The following is a 16,026-nucleotide window of genomic DNA, read 5'->3' on the forward strand; positions in this document are numbered from 1 at the left end:
GTGATCGACGTCCGCACATCGCGGCTGAGGGGACGGGATCAGGGGCGGGAGCCGCCGCCGTCGCCGCCCGGGGCGCCGGCGCCGCCACCGCCACCGCCGCCGCCGCCGCCCATGGTGCCGGCGGCGGCCTCGCCCGCCGTGACCGTCGTCACCTCGGTGGCGCCGTCGGTCGATCCGCCCGCCGAGTAGCCGGCCACGGCCTCGCCCGCCGCGGTGCCGCCGACCAGGATCGAGTAGGTCTCGCCGTCCACGATCGCGTCGGACGAGAATACGACGGATGAGAAGTCCTTCGATGACGCGTACGAGGCCACCACCGTGCCGTCGGACGCGACGATCTGCACGAGAGTGCCGGCGGACTCCGTCGTGCCGAGGGCCGCGGAGATCCACGCCTGCTCGGAATCCGTGCCCGGCGAGACCATCATCCCAGAGCTGCCCGCCGCCAGGAGGGTTCCGCCCGAGACGGTGAACGCGCCGTTCACGTCGAGCGCGCCGTTGCCGTCGTTCGTCGGCCCCGCGACCACGACGGTGCCGCCGCTGATGGTCATCGAGCCGTTGGAGTCGAGGCCGTCGCCGTCGGCGTCGACCGTGAGCGTGCCGCCCGTGATCGTCACGGTCTGGTCGCCCGCCTCCATCTCGCCGCCGCCCATTCCGCCGGGTTCGGCCGCGGTGTCGGAGCTCTCGGATTCATCGGTCGTCTCGGAGTCACCGCCCGCCGCGTTGAGACCGTCGTCACTCGCGACGACGTTCACGGTGCCGTCGGCGATCGTGATGGCCTTGCTCTCGAGACCCTCGTACGAGGTCGTGATGTCGACGGAGCCGCCGTCGATCGTGAGCGCGTACTCGGCGTGCACGCCGTCGTCGCCGGACGCGAGCTCGAGGTCCCCTCCCGACAGGTGCACGCCGCCGTCGGAGTGGAGGGCGTCGTCGGCCGCGTCGATCGCGAACGATCCGCCCTCGATCACGGTGATGACTCCCGACTTGATGCCCTTCGCCGACGCGTCCTCCGCGAGGGTGGCGGTCGATCCGCCGCCGGTCACGATGGACAGGTCGCCGCCCGTCACCACCACGTCGGTCTGCGCGGCGATCCCGTCGCCGTCCGCGGTGATGTCGATGTCGCCGTCCGAGACGGCGACGAAACCGAGCATCTCGTCGTCCTCGTTGTCGGATTTCAGGCCGTCGCCTCCGGCCGTCACCGTGATGGTGCCGCCGTCGATCACGAGATAGTCCTTGCCGCGGATGCCGTCGTCGACGGCCGTCACGGTCACCGTGCCGGACGAGATCGTGAGGCCGTCGGAGCTCACGATGCCGTCGTTCGCGTTGCCCGTCACGTCGAGCGAGCCGTCGCCCGTGATCGTGAGGTCGGCGGAGCTGTCGAGCGCGCCTCCGGCGTCGGTGTACTCGCTCGCGTCGGCGAGGCTGTTCGTCGTGCCGTCGGCGAGCACGACCGTGACGTCGTCGGCGTCGGTCACGGCGATCGCCGCGCCCGTGGAGCTCGCGATGTCGACGCCGTTCAGGATGAGGCGCACCGTGCCGCCACCCGTGCTGTTCACGACGACCTGGCCGGTGAAGTCGCCCGAGAGGACGTAGTCGCCGGCAGCGGTGATCGTCACCGTGTCGCCGTCGATCGTGACGGCATCCGAGCCGGTACCCGAAGCAGTCGCACTGTCGCCGTCGAGGGCGATGGCCACGGCATCCGCGGCATCCCATGCGGCGGAACCGGCCTCGGCGATCTCGCCGTTCGCGGCGAGCACCTCGGCCGCGGTCTGGGCGGCGTCCACGGACACGGCGGCCTGCGTCACGGTCTCGGAGGAGGTGGACGCCGTGGTCGCGGCGGTCGCGCAACCGGCGACGACGAGCGCGAAGGCGAGCCCGGCAGCGGGGAGGGCGAGCGTGCGCGAGACCCGGCGGAAGGCGCTGCCCTTCTTGTCGCCATCCTCGCGGTCGGACGGGTTCTGGTCGGCGCGGTTCTGAAGAGCCGGGTTCTCGTCGGCCGGGCTCTGGTCGGTTCTGGTGAAGCGTCGCATCAGGCTGCGCTCCTTTCGGGTCGGGTGTCGAAGTAGCGGCGGATCACGCGCGCCCACTTCGACGAGGGGAGGTCGGGTCGGAGCGCGGCGAGGCCGGTTCCGTACTTGGAGATGCCGACGGGTCGATGGCCGTGGGCCCAGAGGAGTCGGTCGACGTCTGAGGCGCGCGAACCGGACTTCGTCTCCACGATCACGATGTCGTCGAGGTGGAGGATCGATCCGCCCTCGAGCTCCCACTCCAGGGCCGTGTCGATCGTGGCGCGGCTCTCGGAACCGGGCACGAAGAGGGTCGTGCGGTCGTAGCGCGTGGTGAGCACGGACCGCATCGCGTCCGGCTGTGCGCCCGGGATCGACGCCTCGGAGAGGATGCCGTCCACGTACTCGACGCCGTCGGGCGTGAGGGCGCCGCGCGCGTCGGGGTCGTACGGCAGGCGGTCCTTCACCGTGGTGCTGCGGGCGCCGCGCGTCTTCACCTCGAGGTAGCTCTCGTGGGCGTCCACGTAGGTGCGGGTGCGGATCTTCGACCGGCGACGACGCGAGAGAGCGGCAGCACGATAGTTCACGAGATCGGGCGAGTCGAAGTAGACCGACTCGTAGGCGAACGCGCGCCTGTCGTCGATCTGCAGCACACGACTCGCGTCGTCGAGGTCGCCCAGCACGTCGGCGAGCGCCTCGGTCGGCACGATGTACTTCCGATCGACGCGGGTCTGGAGGGCCGCTCGCTCGAGGAGCTCGTCGAGGCCGATGGGGTCGAGCGCCTCGAGGGGCGCGAGGGCCGACCGCGGACGGATCGGGGCGCTCATCGGGCCACCGCCTCGGGGTGACCGGCGGGGATGCCGCGGGAGGAACCCGCCGGGGCGGGCGGCGCGGGATTGGGCTGGAAGCGCACGTCGACGAGGGTCGTGTCGTTCACGAGGTCGAGGTGACGCACCTGCACGGACCGGATACGCGCGTCGAGGATGTTGCCGAGGTGACGGCCGAGCTCGTCCTCCGAGGTGAACGCGCGGTCGAGTTCGATGGTCTGCTGGCGGTAGCGGCGGAAGAGTCGCGGGTGGTCGGCCACGAACATCACGGCGATGACGAGCAGCATGAGGCCGGCCATCGTCCACGTGGGTTCGGGGTTGAGGCCGGCGATGAGGCCGAGGGCGAGCGCCGCGAAGTAGTAGGCCACCTCGTGCTGCGCGATCTCGTCCGAGCGGAGCCGGATGATCGACAGCACGCCGAAGAGTCCGAGTCCGAGTCCCGCCCCGATCGTGCTCGAGCCGAGCGTGAGCGAGACGGCGAGCACCCCGATGTTGATGCCGAGGAACGCCGTGACGAGGTCGCGGCGGTGATGGCGCGGGAAGTAGAGCGCGAAGGCGAGGACGGCGATCGCGGTGAGATCGATGGCGATCGTGAGGAGGAGTGACATGGTCGACCTTCCGGAGGCGGTGTGGGACGAGTTCCAGTCAGCCGCGCGGCCCTATGCGAACCCTATGAACGAGCCCAGGTGCGCGTACGAATCGCCGGGGCATCGCGTCAGGATGGCGACCGCACCGCCCGCGACACGCCGCCGCGGCTCCGGGCCGAACCGTTGCGATCCGGAGCGGGTCAGTGCTCCGGGAGCAGTCCCCTCACGAGAGCGTCGATGATCCGATCGGTGGGCTCCTCGGGATCGATCGGTGTGGTGAGACGGTCGAGCAGCAATCCATCGATCGCGTAGTGGAAGAGGGCGATCTCGCTTGGTCCGCCGGGCAGGCCGGCGTCGCTGTTGAAAGCGGCGTCCGCCTCGAAGCCCGCCCGCCGCCAGGCGCCGAGGACGGCGGCGATCTCGGGTCGGCGCGTGCTCTCGAGCCGCAGCTCGAAGAGCGCCAGTGTGACCTCCCGTTCGGTCGTGAGACGTCGGACGATGTCGCGGAGGTACGCGGCGAAGAGCGTTCGACTCGGGGTCTCCGGCGCCCGACGCGCCAGATCCTCGGCGGAGGGGGCGAGTCGCTCGCCGATGCGCTCGACGAGTCCGGCGATGAGGAGCTCGCGCGTGCGGAAGTAGTTCGAGGCGGTGCCGCGCGGCACACCCGCGGCTTCATCGATGGCGCGATGCGTGAGACCACGCGAACCCTCGGCGGCGAGCACCCCGAGACCGGCGTCGGCGAGCAGCCTCCGGCGTTCGTCGTTCTTGGCCATACCCGATGATATCGCGAACCACTACAGATGTTGTACTCTCAATCACTACGGATGTTGTGATTGGAGATCGCCATGCGAGAACTCGTGTACTACGTCGCCGTCAGCCTCGACGGCTACATCGCCGGCCCCGACGGTCAGTTCGACGGCTTCCTCGGGGAGGGCGACCACATGCGGTCCCTCACCGAGAGATTCGGCGACGCCATCCCCACCGACATCGCCACGGCGCTGGACATCCCGCAGCCCGGCACCATGTTCGACACCGTCCTGATGGGCTGGAACACCTATGCCGTGGGGCTCGACGCCGGTGTGGCGAGCCCGTACCGGCACCTGCGCCAGGTCGTGTTCTCGCGGACCCGCACGACGGCCGACATCCCCGGCGATACCGACGGCATCACCCTGACGTCCGAGAACCCCGTCGACGTGGTGCGGCGGCTGAAGTCGGAACCCGGCAGTGCCATCTGGTTGTGCGGAGGAGGATCGCTCGCGAGCGCACTGGGCGAGGAGATCGATCGCCTCGCGCTGAAGCGGAATCCGGTCCTCTTCGGCGCCGGCATCCCGCTCTTCGAGCCGGGTGCGTACGCACCGCGGGACCTCGATGAGGTCGGGACCACGGTGTTCGAGTCGGGGGTCGTGTTCTCGGAGTACGTGCACACGGAACGCCGCTCCTAGGCACTCCCGTCCACCACCGGAAACCCGGGGTCGCGGCGGTCGGCGGACCGCCGGGGAATAGGGTGGATCGACACGAACGGAGGCCGCAGGAATGCTGATGACGCTGACTTTCGAGCCCGATCCCGCGACGGACTCCGACCCGATGGGTACCGACGCGACGGATACCGACGCGACAGTGCTCGGCTACCTCGTGCACAAGCACCCCGGCCGCGTGCAGACGTTCACCGCCCCCGTCGGCGACATCCACGTGTTCTATCCGGAGGCCTCGCCCGAGCGCTGCACGGTGGCCGTGCTGCTCGAGGTCGACGCCGTCGGCCTCGCGCGTGACAAGCGCTTCCGCGGAGACGCGCTCGCCCTCTCCCACTACGTCAACGACCGTCCCTACACGGCGTCGAGCATGTTCGCCGTGGCCCTCGGCTCGGTCTTCCGCACGGCGATGACGGGTCGCAGCGACACCTACCCCGAGCTCGCCGCGACCCCGCTCCCCCTCCGAGTCGAGCTGCCCGTGGTGGCGACGCGCGGCTCCGGCGCAGCCGGCCTGGTGCACCGCCTCTTCGAGCCGCTCGGGTGGGAGGTGGAGGAGACGCCGATCCCCCTCGACGCCGAGCACCCGGAGTGGGGCCCGTCGCGCTACAGCAGCCTCGTCCTGAGCGGGCGGGTGCTGCTCGCCCACGCTCTCCGTCAGCTCTACGTGCTCCTCCCCGTGCTCGACGACGCGAAGCACTACTGGGTGGGCGACGACGAGGTCGCGAAGCTCACCCGCGCCGGGGAGGGGTGGCTCGCCGAGCATCCCGAACGAGAGCTCGTGACACGCCGGTACCTGGCTCACCAGTCGTCCCTCGTCGAGAGGTTCGACGGTCCGCGCGAGGAGTCGGCGGTGCCGGACGGAGGTGCCGAGCCGGTGGTCGCAGCGGCAGCACCCGAACCGTTGCGGGCGGCCCGTGCCGAGGCCGTTCTGCGCGCCCTCGCCGACGTGCACGCTCACCGCGTCGTCGACATGGGCTGCGGACCGGGTGCTCTTCTCACGCGCCTCGCGAAGGACCGGTCGTTCACCGAGATCGTGGGCACCGACGTCTCCGTCCGTGCGCTGGAGGCGGCCGAACGCGTGCTCCGTCTCCGCGAGGCGTCGGACGCGGAACGCGAGAGGGTCCGCCTGCTCCACGGCTCCGTCGTGTATCGCGACGACCGCGTGCGCGGTTTCGACGCCGTGGTGCTCATGGAGGTCGTGGAGCACGTCGACGAGTCGCGCCTCCCCGCGCTCGAGGACGCCGTGTTCGAGCATGCGCGCCCTGGCAGCGTGGTCGTGACCACACCGAACGCCGACTACAACCCGCTCTACGAGAACCTCGCGGAGGGCGCGTTCCGTCACGACGACCACCGCTTCGAGTGGTCGCGCGAGGAGTTCCGGGCATGGGCGTCGGCCGTGGCCTCGCGTCGCGGATACGAGGTGGAGTTCCGTCCCGTGGGGGCCGAGGATCCGGCCCTCGGTTCGCCCACGCAGCTCGCCCTCTTCCGACGGAGGTCCGCATGACCGTTCTCGACATCCCCGCCCGCTCCCTCGTCGTGCTCGTGGGGCCGTCCGGCTCCGGCAAGTCCACGTTCGCCGCGCAGCACTTCGGTGCCTTCGAGACGCTGTCGAGCGACACGTTCCGCGGCATGGTCTCGAACGACGACAGCGACCAGTCCGCGACGGCTGCGGCGTTCGAGGCGCTGCGCTTCGTGGCAGGCAAACGCCTGGACGCCGGCCTCCTCACCGTGATCGACGCCACGAGCGTGCAGCCCGAGGCCCGGAAGAGCCTCGTCTCGCTCGCGAAGGAGCACGACCTCCTGCCCGTGGCGATCGTGTTCGACCTGCCGGAGGGCGTGTGCGTCGCGCGCAATGCAGAGCGCACCGATCGTGAGATCCCCGCGCGCGTCGTGCGCCGGCAGCTCGACCAGTTGCGGCGCGGGCTCCGGGGCCTCGGCAAGGAGGGTTTCCGGAAGGTCCACGTGCTGCGCTCGGAGGACGAGGTCGCCGACGCGACCGTGCGGCGCGACCCGCTGCTGAACGACCGGAGCGACGAGACGGGGCCGTTCGACGCGATCGGCGACGTGCACGGCTGCCGCTCGGAGCTCGAGACCCTGCTCGGGAAGCTCGGCTACACGATCGAGCGCGACGCCGAGGGACGCCCCATCGACGCCGCCCACCCGGAGGGTCGCCGCGTGATCTTCCTGGGCGACCTCGTGGACCGCGGCCCCGACGTGGTGGGCGTGCTGCGCCTCGCGATGGGCATGGTCGCCTCGGGGAACGCTCTCGCGGTGCCCGGCAACCACGAGGCGAAGCTCGTGCGGGCGCTCCGCGGCGCGAAGGTGACCGTCTCGTACGGGCTCGAGGAGACCCTCGCCCAGCTCGCGGGCGAGACGCCCGAGTTCCGCGAGGCCGTGACCGCCTTCTGCTACGACCTCGTGTCGCATCTCGTGCTCGACGGCGGACGGCTCGTGGTGGCCCACGCGGGACTGAAGGAGCAGTACCACGGGCGCGCGTCCGGGCGGGTGCGCGCGTTCGCCCTCTACGGTGACACCACGGGTGAGACCGATGAATTCGGTCTCCCCATCCGCTACCCGTGGGCCGAGGACTACCGCGGCTCCGCGACGGTGCTCTACGGACACACGCCGGTGCCCACGGTCGAGTGGATCAACAACACGGCGTGCCTCGACACGGGCTGCGTCTACGGCGGAGCGCTCAGCGCCATGCGCTACCCCGAGCGCGAGGTCGTCTCGGTGCCGGCCGAGCGGGTCTGGTACGAGTCGGTCAAGCCGCTCGTACCGCCCGTGGCCGAGCGCACCGGAGCGCACCTCACGATCGACGACGTGAGCGGCAAGTTCGTCGTGGAGACGGCGGACCACGGCCGCGTGGGCATCTCCGAGGCTCAGTCGGCCGGCGGGCTCGAGGTGATGAGCCGGTGGGCGACGGATCCGCGGTGGCTCGTGTACCTGCCGCCGACGATGTCGCCGCCGAGCACCGCGGCCGAGCCCGGCTACCTCGAGCACCCGGCCGAAGCGTTCGCGTCCTATCGCGATCAGGGTGTGACGGACCTCGTCTGCGAGGAGAAGCACATGGGCTCGCGTGCCGTGGTGCTGCTGGCGCGGGATCCTGCGCGCTTCGATGCGCCCGACGGCTGGCGCGGCGTGGTGCACACCCGCACCGGACGCCCGTTCTTCCCGGCCGACCGGGAGAGGGTGTTCCTCGACGAGCTGCACCGCGCAGCGGATGCGACGGGGATCTGGGACGAGCTCGGCACCGAGTGGATCCTGCTCGACGGGGAGATCCTGCCGTGGTCGCTCAAGGCGGGCGATCTCATCAGGGATCTCTACGCGTCGGTCGGCGCCTCGGCCATCGCGGCGATGAGCGCCGCCTCGGTGGTGCTCGACCGGGCGATCGCGAACGGCGTCGACGTGTCGTCGCTCGCCGAGCGGAACCGCGTGAGGTCCAACGACTCTGTGCGATTCCGTGACGCCTACCGCCGCTACGTGGGACCCGAGACCGAGGTGCGCTTCGCACCGTTCCAGGTGCTCGCGGCCGAAGGCGCGACGTTCGAGACCCGGGATCACGGCTGGCACCTGGCGTTGGCCGACAGGCTCGTGACCGCGGCGCCCGACCTGGTGTCCCCCACCGCGCGGCTGCGCGTGGACCTGTCCGAGCCGACGTCGATCGCCGCGGCGATCGCGTGGTGGACCGAGCTCACCGAGGCCGGTGGGGAGGGCATGGTCGTGAAGCCGTTCGCGAATCTCACCCGCACCTCCAAGAACCTGGCCCAGCCCGGCATCAAGGTGCGCGGCCGCGAGTACCTCCGGATCATCTACGGCCCCGACTACACCGTGCCCGAGAAGCTCGCGCGACTCCGGGAGCGCGACACGGGACGGAAGCGCTCGCTCGCGGTGCGCGAGTACGCGCTGGGACTGGAGGCGCTCCGCCGGCTCGTGGAACGGGAGCCGCTGTGGCGCCGCCACGAGGCGGTGTTCGCCGTGCTGGCCCTCGAGTCCGATCCGCTCGATCCACGCCTGTAGCAGCGACGCCGTCAGCGGCGGATCACCGATCGCGATCGACGGCCGCCCTGATCGCCTCACCGAGTTCGACGGGCTTCGTGAACTGGGGCCAGTGACCCGTGGGGAGATCGACGTACTCCACGTCGCGGATACGTCCGAGCTCCCCGACGTACGGGTGGCCGCCCGCGATCCACTCCTTCAGCGTCGCCGAGGGGAACTCGCACGCGATGACCGTGGCGGGAACGTCGTATCGGCGCTCGTCCGACAGCCGCTGCGGATCGGAGGCGACGCGCAACGGCTCGGGGATGGCGCGCGACCGGAACCGCACCCGCAGCTCGTCGGTGAGGTCGGTGAGATCGGCATCCTCGAACAGCTCCCAGGGCGGGAGCGGCACGTCATCGCCGTCCGAGGGGAGCTCGTCGTTGATGACGCCTCCCTCGCCGAGCGGGCCGCTGTCCACGTAGACGGCTCGCGCGACACGATCCGGACGGGCATCGACGACGCCGTGGATGATCGCCCCTCCGCCCGAGTGCCCCACGAGGACGACCTTCTCCCCCGAGTCCTCCGACAGCCGATCGACGACGGCCGCGACCGCGTCGATGTGGTCGCGCAGGCCGATTCCGCCGCGGTCGGCCTCGACCGACTCGAGACCGGGGAGCGTGAGCGGATGCACGCGATGACCGGCCCTCTCGAGGGCGGGTGTGACGTCCTCCCAGGAGGACGCGTCGAGCCAGAATCCGGGTACGAGGATGATGTCCATGCAGCGACGCTACCGAGCACCACCGACATCGCGAACGGCTCGCCACGGCGGTGTGCACGGGGGACGCGTCCACACTGCTGTGGACGACGGAACGGCGGACGGACGCCCCGGCGTCACCGCTTCGGGAGCGACTGATCGAGCAGGAGGGGATCCACGGAGAACCCGGCCCGCTCGTACATCCGGACCGCCTCCGGGCTGCTGTGCACGGTGACCCGCTCCGCCCCGACCGACGCCGCCGCGTCGACGAGCGCGCGCATGAGCTGCGCACCGACACCCCGACCGCGGACGGACGGTGACACGTACACGCTCTGCACGTCGGCGTTCCGCCGCTCGAACGCTCGAGGGCTCGGGACCCGCGGTGCGACGGCCATCCAGGCCATGCCGACGACCTCGTCGTCGATCTCGGCGACGAAGCACGTGTGCGTGTCGGCGTTCCGCTCGGCCCACGCGACCGTCCCCTCGACGAACTCGGCCTCGCTCCCGTGAGGCTCCCCGCCTTTCTCATCCACGACCCAGGTCCACCGCATCCGCGCGGCCTCGGCGATCTCGGTCGGGCCCGCGACCCGCACCACCACGTCGTCGTCCATGCATCGATCCTGTCGCGGATCGGGCGGACCCGGCGGAGATCGGACGCGGGTCGACACCTCTCACGCGGGGGATGATGGGACCACGGCGGCGACGCGGCCGAGGGAAGAGGACGAGGATGACCACAGGGATCGGCGCCGTCCTCGGGCGCATCGGCAGACAGGTCTGGGCGCGCGCCGCCCTCTACACGATCGCCTCGGTGGTGTTCGCCCTCGCCGCCGGTGCGGTCGGCACCCTCGTGCCGTTCCGCGTCGTCGTCGACCTCGGACAGGACTCGGTCGGCACGATCCTGCAGATCATCGCGAGCTCGATGCTCACCGTCACGACCTTCTCGCTCACGGCCATGGTCACGGCGTACTCCGCCGCCACGACGACGGCGACGCCGCGCGCCACGCAGCTCCTCATCGAGGACCGGACGTCGCAGAACGCCCTGTCCACGTTCGTGGGCGGCTTCGCCTTCTCGCTCGTCGGCCTCATCGCCCTCTCGACGGGGTACTACGGGGAGCAGGGGCGCACGATCCTCTTCTTCGGAACCCTCGTCATGGTCGCCCTCATCGTGGTGACGCTCCTGCGGTGGATCGCGCACCTGTCGACGTTCGGTCGCATGGCCGACGTGATCGACCGCGTGGAGACGGCGGCGTTGCGCACGCTCACGACGCACGCCGAGTCTCCGACACTCGGCGCGCGCCGCTTCACCGAACTCCCGACGGGCACCTCCGCGGTGCGCGGCGACGCGTCCGGCTACGTGACGTTCATCGATATCGCTGTCATCGAGCGCGTCGCGGCGCGCGCTGACCTCGGGGTCTACATCCTCGCTCTGCCCGGCTCGATGGTGGACGCCCGGACACCGCTCGTCGCCACGACCGCTCCCCTCGAAGATGCGGACCGTGCCGCCCTCATCCGAGCCGTCCGTGTGCGACCCCACCGCGACTACGAGCAGGACCCGCGGCTCGGCGTGATCGCACTCGCGGAGATCGGCAGCCGTGCGCTCTCCCCCGCGACCAACGACCCCGGTACCGCGATCGACGTCATCGCTGCGCTCCAGCGCGTGTTCGAGACCGTGCTCTCGTGCACCCCGTCGGACGACGTCGCCCACGAGCACGTCTTCGTGCGTCCGGTCGTCCTGCCGGACCTCGTCACCGACGCGTTCCGGCCCCTCGCCCGTGACGGCGCGTCCGTCGTCGAGGTCCAGATCCGACTGCAGAAGTGCCTCGACGCACTCGCGCGCACCGATCCGGAACGCTCCGCCGTGTTCCGCACCATGGCCGCGACGGCGTACGAACGCTCGCACGCCGCCCTCGACGAGTGGGACGTGGGCGATCTCGAGCAGACCTACCGAGCGACCTCGGGTCGACTGCCGTAGCGTTGACAGGGTCAGCCGCGTGGCGGACGCCGGCGATGGAGGAGGAACGTATGGTCTCGGGCATGGGAACGATGGGGATCATCGTGATGGTGTTCTACCTCCTCCTCTTCGCGGCGATCGCCGTGCTCGTGGTCCTCGCGATCGTGGCGCTCGTGCTCTCCATCCGTCTGCTGCGCATACGACTCGCCGAGGCGACAGGCCCGCGACCGCTCGACGGCATCGACGATCCGCGGCTCGGGCGCGACGCCCACGACCCCGACGCACCAGCCGGCGGCCCCTCCGCGTGACCCCGCGCGTTCCGGCGTTCGTCGCGGCGGTCGCCGCGGGACTCGCCGCGACGGCTGCGGTGGGGCTCGTGGCGTGGAGCGAGTGGGTCACGTGGCGCGCCTCGCGCGACGCGATCCCCCGGACGGGGCTCGACCCGCGACCTCGTGCGGGCGACGTGGTGCTCGTGCTCGGCTTCCGTTCGAGCGCGCACGGCCGCACGAACATCATCCAGCGTTGGCGGGTGCGCATCGCCGCCCGCTCGACGGATTCCCGCGCCGCGACCTTCGTCTTCTCGGGCGGCACGACCCGCGGTCCGTCGTCGGAGGCGGCGCTCATGGCGCGGTACGCGATCGACGAGGTCGGCATCCCCGCGGGCAGCGTCGTACTCGAGGAGGAATCGCGCACCACGTGGGAGAACGTGGCGTTCTCGATCCCCGTGCTCCGCGCTCTCGACGCGGAGTCCATCGTGATCGCGTCCAACACGTTCCACGCGCGACGGGCGCGACGCTACCTCGCGACGCAGGCGCCCGATCTCGGCCCCCGAATCCGCCGCGGCCGTGACTACAGGTTCGGCGAGCTCCTCGCCGTGAAGCCGTACCTCGCGATCTACGAGTGGCGGCGCGCCCGGCTCCGGCAGAGCTGACGACCCGCATGCCCGCCCGACTGCGCTCAGCGCAGCGCAGCGAGGATCGAGGGGAAGTGGTCGGAGAGCTCCCGTGCGAGATAGCCGACGGGAGCGGTCTCGGCGAGCCGGTCTCCGGCCGCGGCGTGAACGTACGTGCCCCAGACGGCGGCGCGTGTGGCCCCCACACCGCGAGCCGCCATACCTGCGATCGCACCCGCGAGGACGTCGCCGCTGCCGGAGGTGCCGAGACCGGGATTGCCTGCCGCCACGACCCACGCCGATCCGCTCGGATCGACGACGAGGTTCTGCGTCGCCACGACGGCGCGTAACCGGGAGGCCACAGCACGGGCCGCTCGCAGCACCGCGCGCGTGTCCGAGCTCTCGAGCTCGTCCTCGTCGGCGAGCATCGCGAGTTCCGAGGGATTCGGGGTGAGGATGAGATGGCCGCCGAGGTCGTCGACCCGCCCCGGATCGTCGTGCACAGCGACGAGAGCGAACGCGTCGAGGACCACGATGGTGTCGTCTCCCACGCCGTCGACGACGCCGTCGAGGAGGTCGGCGGCCGCATCGACGTCGTCGAGGCCGGGGCCGAAGAGGACGGCGTCGCTGCCCTCGAGGTCGTGCGCGAGGGCGGCGGCCGCGTCGCCTCGGACGCTGCCGGACTCGGTCTCGGCGAGGGGCACGACCCCGCACTCCGGTACGGCGATGGCGAGTCCGTCGGCCACGGACGCCGCGGTGCCGAGGGTCAGGCGCCCGGCCCCCACGCGGAGCGACGCGACGCCGGCGAGCGCCACGGCTCCCGGGCTCCGGCGCGCGCCGCCCACCACGAGGACGACGCCGCGGTCGTACTTCGACGCACCCGGCTGTGGCTGGCCCCAGCGCCTGAGCAGCCGAGGGGTGACGCGATCAGCGCGGGCGGGCATCGTCGCCTCCCGCGTGCACGGTGCTCTCCACACCGGACTGCTCGAGGTGCGCGACGTCGCCGACGAGGGTCGCGCGCCACCTCGAGCCGGATGCATCGTCGCGCTCCAGCACCGTGACGGAGGCGTTGCGGGCGGGCGCCTGCTGCGCGGCCGCGAGCACCGTGGCCTCGTCCCAGCCCTCCAGCACGTAGCGGACGAGGTACACGATGGCCTCGTGCGCGAAGACGACCCCATGGGTGGCGGGTGATGCCACGGCGTCGGCGAGGAACGACCGCAGCCGCAGCGCGACGTCGGCCCACGACTCGCCGCCGGGCGGCCGGTAGTAGAGCTTCCCGAGGTGAGCCTTCCGCGCTGCCTCGTCCGGATGGCGGGCGAGCACGCCGGCGCTCGTGAGCCTGTCGAGGATGCCGAGTTCGCGGTCGCGCAGCCGCTCGTCGAGCACCGGCACCGTACCGAGTCCGGCGCCCGCGATCGCGAGTTCGGCGGTGTGGCGGGCGCGCACGTACGGCGAACTCCACACCGCCGCCGTGGCGTCGAGCCCCAGGTTCGTGAGCGCGGCGCCCGCGGCGCTGCCCTGCTCCGCGCCGGTGGGCGAGAGCGGGGTGTCCGCGTCGCGCGTGGGGATGTCGACGACGTGTGCGCCCGTGCTCTCGGCGAACGACGCCGCCTCGTTCCCGAGGCTCTCCCCGTGCCGGACGATGACCAGTCGCTGCAATGTCATCGTCCGAGCGTACGAGCCACCACCGACACCCGCACCGGGTTGACCGGAGGGTGGGGAGAATTCACCGCGCGTCGCGGTAGCGCCACATGGTGAGCGAGCCGAAGACCGCGACGAGCACGGCGCACCACACGAGCGTGAGCGGCAGGCTCGCGCCCGGATCGACGCCGTTCATGAGGGCACGGACGCTCGTGACGAGGTGCGAGACGGGGTTCACCTCGACGAAGGCCTGCAGCCAGCCCGGCATCGTCGACGGGTCCACGAAGATGTTGCTGCCGAACGTGAGCGGGGTGATCACGAGCATGCTCACGCCCATGACGGCGCCCGACGTGCGGAGCACGAGGCTCAAGAACGTCCACACCCAGCCGAGGCTGAACGAAAACAGGAGGATGAGGAGGACTCCCGTGGCGACGCCCGGGAATCCGCCCTCCGGTCGCCACCCGAGCAGGAGGCCGAGCAGCGACGTGACGATCGACGAGATCGTGAAGCGCACGGCGTCGCCGAGCAGCATGCCGACGAGCGCCGACGGGCGCCAGATCGGCAGGGAGCGGAACCGGTCGAACACGCCCTTCTCGAGGTCGGTGCGCAGCGTGGTGCCCGTGTACATCGTGATCATGATCACGCCCTGCACCATGATCCCGGGGAGGAGGAACTGAATGTAGTCCACCGTGCTGCCCGCGAGCGCGCCGCCGAAGAGGAAGGTGAACAGCAGCGTGAACATGACGGGGAAGACCGTCACGTCGAAGAGCTGCTCCGGCACGTGCTTGATCTTGAGGAGCGCCCGCCATCCGAAGGTCAGCGACGTGGAGAGCGGGCCGGGAGGCGACGGCCGCTCGCTGCTCGCGAGGGCCGAGAGGATCTTCGAACCGGGGTCGGGTGCCGCGCCGTCGTCCGTGCGCGTGGCGTCGAGGGTCATGCCGCTTCCTCCGTCTCGGTGGACTCCTCGGCCGGGTGGCCGGTGAGGGAGAGGAACACCTCGTCGAGCGTCGGCTGCCCGAGCGAGAACTGAGCGAGCGGGATGCCCGCATCGTCGAGCGCCGAGAGCGCTCGCGTGACGAGCCGCTGCTCGTCGACGTTTGCCCCGAGGGCCGTGGGGTCGGCCTCCTCGCGCACGTCCACACCGAGTTCGCGTTCGAGCACCGCACGAGCGGACTCGCGGTCGGCGCGGTCCTTCACCCGCACGTGCAGGGAGCCCGAGCCGACGGACGCCTTGAGCTCCGAGGACGTGCCCTCCGCGATGACCTTGCCCCGGTCGATCACGCTGATGCGATCGGCGAGCTGGTCGGCCTCGTCGAGGTACTGCGTGGTGAGGAGCACGGTCGTGCCGCTCGACACCATCGCACGCACGATGTCCCACACCTCGTTGCGACTGCGGGGGTCGAGGCCGGTCGTGGGCTCGTCGAGGAAAAGTAGCTCGGGGGTCACGACGATGCTCGCGGCGATGTCGATGCGTCGACGCATGCCGCCCGAGTACTTCTTCACCTGACGGTCGGCGGCGTCGCTCAGGGCGAAGGCGTCGAGCAGCTCATCGGCGCGACGCTTGGCGGCCGGGCCGGTGTAGCCGAAGAGCCTCCCGATGAGGCGGAGGTTCTCGCGCCCGGTGAGGTCTTCGTCCACCGACGCGAACTGACCCGTGAGGCTGACTCGCCGGCGCACCTCGTTCGCCTCGCTCACGACGTCGCGGCCGAGAACGCGGGCGGTGCCGCCGTCCGGTCTCGCGAGGGTGGCGAGCATGCGGATGGTGGTGGTCTTTCCGGCGCCGTTCGGGCCGAGGAAGCCGTGGACTCCACCCCGCGGGATGGCGAGGTCGACGCCGTCGACGGCGCGGTTCGATCCGAAGACCTTCACGAGATCGTGGGTCTCGATGGCGAGATCGGTCATGGGCCCTCCAGACAGGACGCCA

At 71.1% G+C, this 16,026-nt stretch carries 16 protein-coding genes; 6 read left to right on the forward strand and 10 right to left on the reverse strand.

The window, feature by feature from the left end:
- Positions 1 to 38: 38 nt before the first annotated feature.
- The 4 genes from CLV49_RS06440 to CLV49_RS06455 form a co-directional block, all read right to left on the reverse strand.
- A complete protein-coding gene (locus tag CLV49_RS06440; RefSeq protein ID WP_106562801.1) occupies positions 39 to 2,024 on the reverse strand; it encodes a carbohydrate-binding domain-containing protein in 1,986 nt (661 codons plus the stop codon).
- On the reverse strand, positions 2,024 to 2,827 hold the full coding sequence (locus CLV49_RS06445; RefSeq protein WP_106562802.1) for a polyphosphate polymerase domain-containing protein: 804 nt from the start codon (positions 2,825 to 2,827) through the stop codon (positions 2,024 to 2,026). Before CLV49_RS06445 ends, CLV49_RS06440 begins: the two co-directional genes overlap by 1 nt.
- Positions 2,824 to 3,435, reverse strand: coding sequence for a DUF4956 domain-containing protein (locus tag CLV49_RS06450; RefSeq protein WP_106562803.1), 612 nt, complete (start codon positions 3,433 to 3,435; stop codon positions 2,824 to 2,826). The genes CLV49_RS06445 and CLV49_RS06450 overlap by 4 nt, the downstream gene beginning before the upstream one ends.
- A 179-nt stretch (positions 3,436 to 3,614) precedes the next feature.
- Positions 3,615 to 4,187 carry a TetR/AcrR family transcriptional regulator gene (locus CLV49_RS06455; RefSeq protein WP_106562804.1) on the reverse strand — a complete coding sequence of 191 codons (573 nt, stop codon included), beginning with the start codon at positions 4,185 to 4,187 and terminating at the stop codon, positions 3,615 to 3,617.
- Positions 4,188 to 4,259: 72 nt separating this feature from the next.
- Between CLV49_RS06455 and CLV49_RS06460 the strand changes: the two genes are divergently transcribed.
- The 3 genes from CLV49_RS06460 (at position 4,260) to CLV49_RS06470 (ending at position 8,903) form a co-directional block, all read left to right on the forward strand.
- A complete protein-coding gene (locus CLV49_RS06460) occupies positions 4,260 to 4,856 on the forward strand; it encodes a dihydrofolate reductase family protein (protein WP_106564927.1) in 597 nt (198 codons plus the stop codon).
- Positions 4,857 to 4,947: 91 nt separating this feature from the next.
- Positions 4,948 to 6,387, forward strand: coding sequence for a 3' terminal RNA ribose 2'-O-methyltransferase Hen1 (locus tag CLV49_RS06465; protein WP_424978702.1), 1,440 nt, complete (start codon positions 4,948 to 4,950; stop codon positions 6,385 to 6,387).
- Entirely contained in the window at positions 6,384 to 8,903 is a 2,520-nt protein-coding gene (locus CLV49_RS06470; RefSeq protein ID WP_106562805.1) for a polynucleotide kinase-phosphatase, read from the forward strand. The genes CLV49_RS06465 and CLV49_RS06470 overlap by 4 nt, the downstream gene beginning before the upstream one ends.
- A gap of 22 nt (positions 8,904 to 8,925) precedes the next feature.
- Here the strand turns inward: CLV49_RS06470 and CLV49_RS06475 are convergent, their stop codons facing one another.
- Together CLV49_RS06475 and CLV49_RS06480 are read right to left on the reverse strand one after the other, a co-directional pair.
- The gene (locus CLV49_RS06475; RefSeq protein WP_106562806.1) at positions 8,926 to 9,642 is read right to left on the reverse strand and encodes an alpha/beta fold hydrolase; all 717 of its coding nucleotides are present in this window, start codon (positions 9,640 to 9,642) and stop codon (positions 8,926 to 8,928) included.
- A gap of 113 nt (positions 9,643 to 9,755) precedes the next feature.
- The gene (locus CLV49_RS06480; protein ID WP_106562807.1) at positions 9,756 to 10,229 is read right to left on the reverse strand and encodes a GNAT family N-acetyltransferase; all 474 of its coding nucleotides are present in this window, start codon (positions 10,227 to 10,229) and stop codon (positions 9,756 to 9,758) included.
- A 116-nt stretch (positions 10,230 to 10,345) separates the two neighbouring features.
- On the opposite strand from CLV49_RS06480, the gene CLV49_RS06485 reads away from it, so the two are divergent.
- From CLV49_RS06485 to CLV49_RS06495, 3 genes are read left to right on the forward strand one after another with little or no spacing between them, the layout of a single operon-like run.
- Positions 10,346 to 11,590 (forward strand): DUF2254 domain-containing protein, encoded by a 1,245-nt coding sequence (locus CLV49_RS06485; RefSeq protein ID WP_158261920.1) that lies wholly within the window; start codon positions 10,346 to 10,348, stop codon positions 11,588 to 11,590.
- A gap of 35 nt (positions 11,591 to 11,625) precedes the next feature.
- Entirely contained in the window at positions 11,626 to 11,877 is a 252-nt protein-coding gene (locus CLV49_RS06490) for a hypothetical protein (protein ID WP_127054430.1), read from the forward strand.
- A complete protein-coding gene (locus CLV49_RS06495; protein WP_106562810.1) occupies positions 11,874 to 12,500 on the forward strand; it encodes a YdcF family protein in 627 nt (208 codons plus the stop codon). Before CLV49_RS06490 ends, CLV49_RS06495 begins: the two co-directional genes overlap by 4 nt.
- Before the next feature lie 26 nt (positions 12,501 to 12,526).
- Here the strand turns inward: CLV49_RS06495 and CLV49_RS06500 are convergent, their stop codons facing one another.
- The 4 genes from CLV49_RS06500 to CLV49_RS06515 all read right to left on the reverse strand — a co-directional run bounded on the left by CLV49_RS06500 (position 12,527) and on the right by CLV49_RS06515 (position 16,004).
- Positions 12,527 to 13,405 (reverse strand): NAD(P)H-hydrate dehydratase, encoded by an 879-nt coding sequence (locus CLV49_RS06500; RefSeq protein ID WP_106562811.1) that lies wholly within the window; start codon positions 13,403 to 13,405, stop codon positions 12,527 to 12,529.
- The gene (locus tag CLV49_RS06505; protein ID WP_106562812.1) at positions 13,389 to 14,126 is read right to left on the reverse strand and encodes a histidine phosphatase family protein; all 738 of its coding nucleotides are present in this window, start codon (positions 14,124 to 14,126) and stop codon (positions 13,389 to 13,391) included. Before CLV49_RS06505 ends, CLV49_RS06500 begins: the two co-directional genes overlap by 17 nt.
- A gap of 61 nt (positions 14,127 to 14,187) precedes the next feature.
- Positions 14,188 to 15,039, reverse strand: coding sequence for an ABC transporter permease (locus CLV49_RS06510; protein WP_106562813.1), 852 nt, complete (start codon positions 15,037 to 15,039; stop codon positions 14,188 to 14,190).
- On the reverse strand, positions 15,036 to 16,004 hold the full coding sequence (locus CLV49_RS06515) for an ATP-binding cassette domain-containing protein (RefSeq protein WP_106562814.1): 969 nt from the start codon (positions 16,002 to 16,004) through the stop codon (positions 15,036 to 15,038). Before CLV49_RS06515 ends, CLV49_RS06510 begins: the two co-directional genes overlap by 4 nt.
- Between the last annotated feature and the right edge of the window lie 22 nt (positions 16,005 to 16,026).

This window comes from Labedella gwakjiensis (assembly GCF_003014675.1).
GTDB classification, from domain to species: domain Bacteria; phylum Actinomycetota; class Actinomycetes; order Actinomycetales; family Microbacteriaceae; genus Labedella; species Labedella gwakjiensis.

What these genes read in the sequence shown, in the direction of transcription:
- CLV49_RS06490 (WP_127054430.1), top strand. Translation starts at nt 11,626, where the DNA reads ATGGAGGAGGAACGTATGGTCTCGGGCATGGGAACGATGGGGATCATC.
- CLV49_RS06460 (WP_106564927.1), top strand. Translation starts at nt 4,260, where the DNA reads ATGCGAGAACTCGTGTACTACGTCGCCGTCAGCCTCGACGGCTACATC.
- CLV49_RS06465 (WP_424978702.1), top strand. Translation starts at nt 4,948, where the DNA reads ATGCTGATGACGCTGACTTTCGAGCCCGATCCCGCGACGGACTCCGAC.
- CLV49_RS06480 (WP_106562807.1), bottom strand. Translation starts at nt 10,229, where the DNA reads ATGGACGACGACGTGGTGGTGCGGGTCGCGGGCCCGACCGAGATCGCC.
- CLV49_RS06515 (WP_106562814.1), bottom strand. Translation starts at nt 16,004, where the DNA reads ATGACCGATCTCGCCATCGAGACCCACGATCTCGTGAAGGTCTTCGGA.
- CLV49_RS06500 (WP_106562811.1), bottom strand. Translation starts at nt 13,405, where the DNA reads ATGCCCGCCCGCGCTGATCGCGTCACCCCTCGGCTGCTCAGGCGCTGG.
- CLV49_RS06475 (WP_106562806.1), bottom strand. Translation starts at nt 9,642, where the DNA reads ATGGACATCATCCTCGTACCCGGATTCTGGCTCGACGCGTCCTCCTGG.
- CLV49_RS06485 (WP_158261920.1), top strand. Translation starts at nt 10,346, where the DNA reads ATGACCACAGGGATCGGCGCCGTCCTCGGGCGCATCGGCAGACAGGTC.
- CLV49_RS06455 (WP_106562804.1), bottom strand. Translation starts at nt 4,187, where the DNA reads ATGGCCAAGAACGACGAACGCCGGAGGCTGCTCGCCGACGCCGGTCTC.
- CLV49_RS06450 (WP_106562803.1), bottom strand. Translation starts at nt 3,435, where the DNA reads ATGTCACTCCTCCTCACGATCGCCATCGATCTCACCGCGATCGCCGTC.
- CLV49_RS06445 (WP_106562802.1), bottom strand. Translation starts at nt 2,827, where the DNA reads ATGAGCGCCCCGATCCGTCCGCGGTCGGCCCTCGCGCCCCTCGAGGCG.
- CLV49_RS06470 (WP_106562805.1), top strand. Translation starts at nt 6,384, where the DNA reads ATGACCGTTCTCGACATCCCCGCCCGCTCCCTCGTCGTGCTCGTGGGG.
- CLV49_RS06440 (WP_106562801.1), bottom strand. Translation starts at nt 2,024, where the DNA reads ATGCGACGCTTCACCAGAACCGACCAGAGCCCGGCCGACGAGAACCCG.
- CLV49_RS06505 (WP_106562812.1), bottom strand. Translation starts at nt 14,126, where the DNA reads ATGACATTGCAGCGACTGGTCATCGTCCGGCACGGGGAGAGCCTCGGG.
- CLV49_RS06510 (WP_106562813.1), bottom strand. Translation starts at nt 15,039, where the DNA reads ATGACCCTCGACGCCACGCGCACGGACGACGGCGCGGCACCCGACCCC.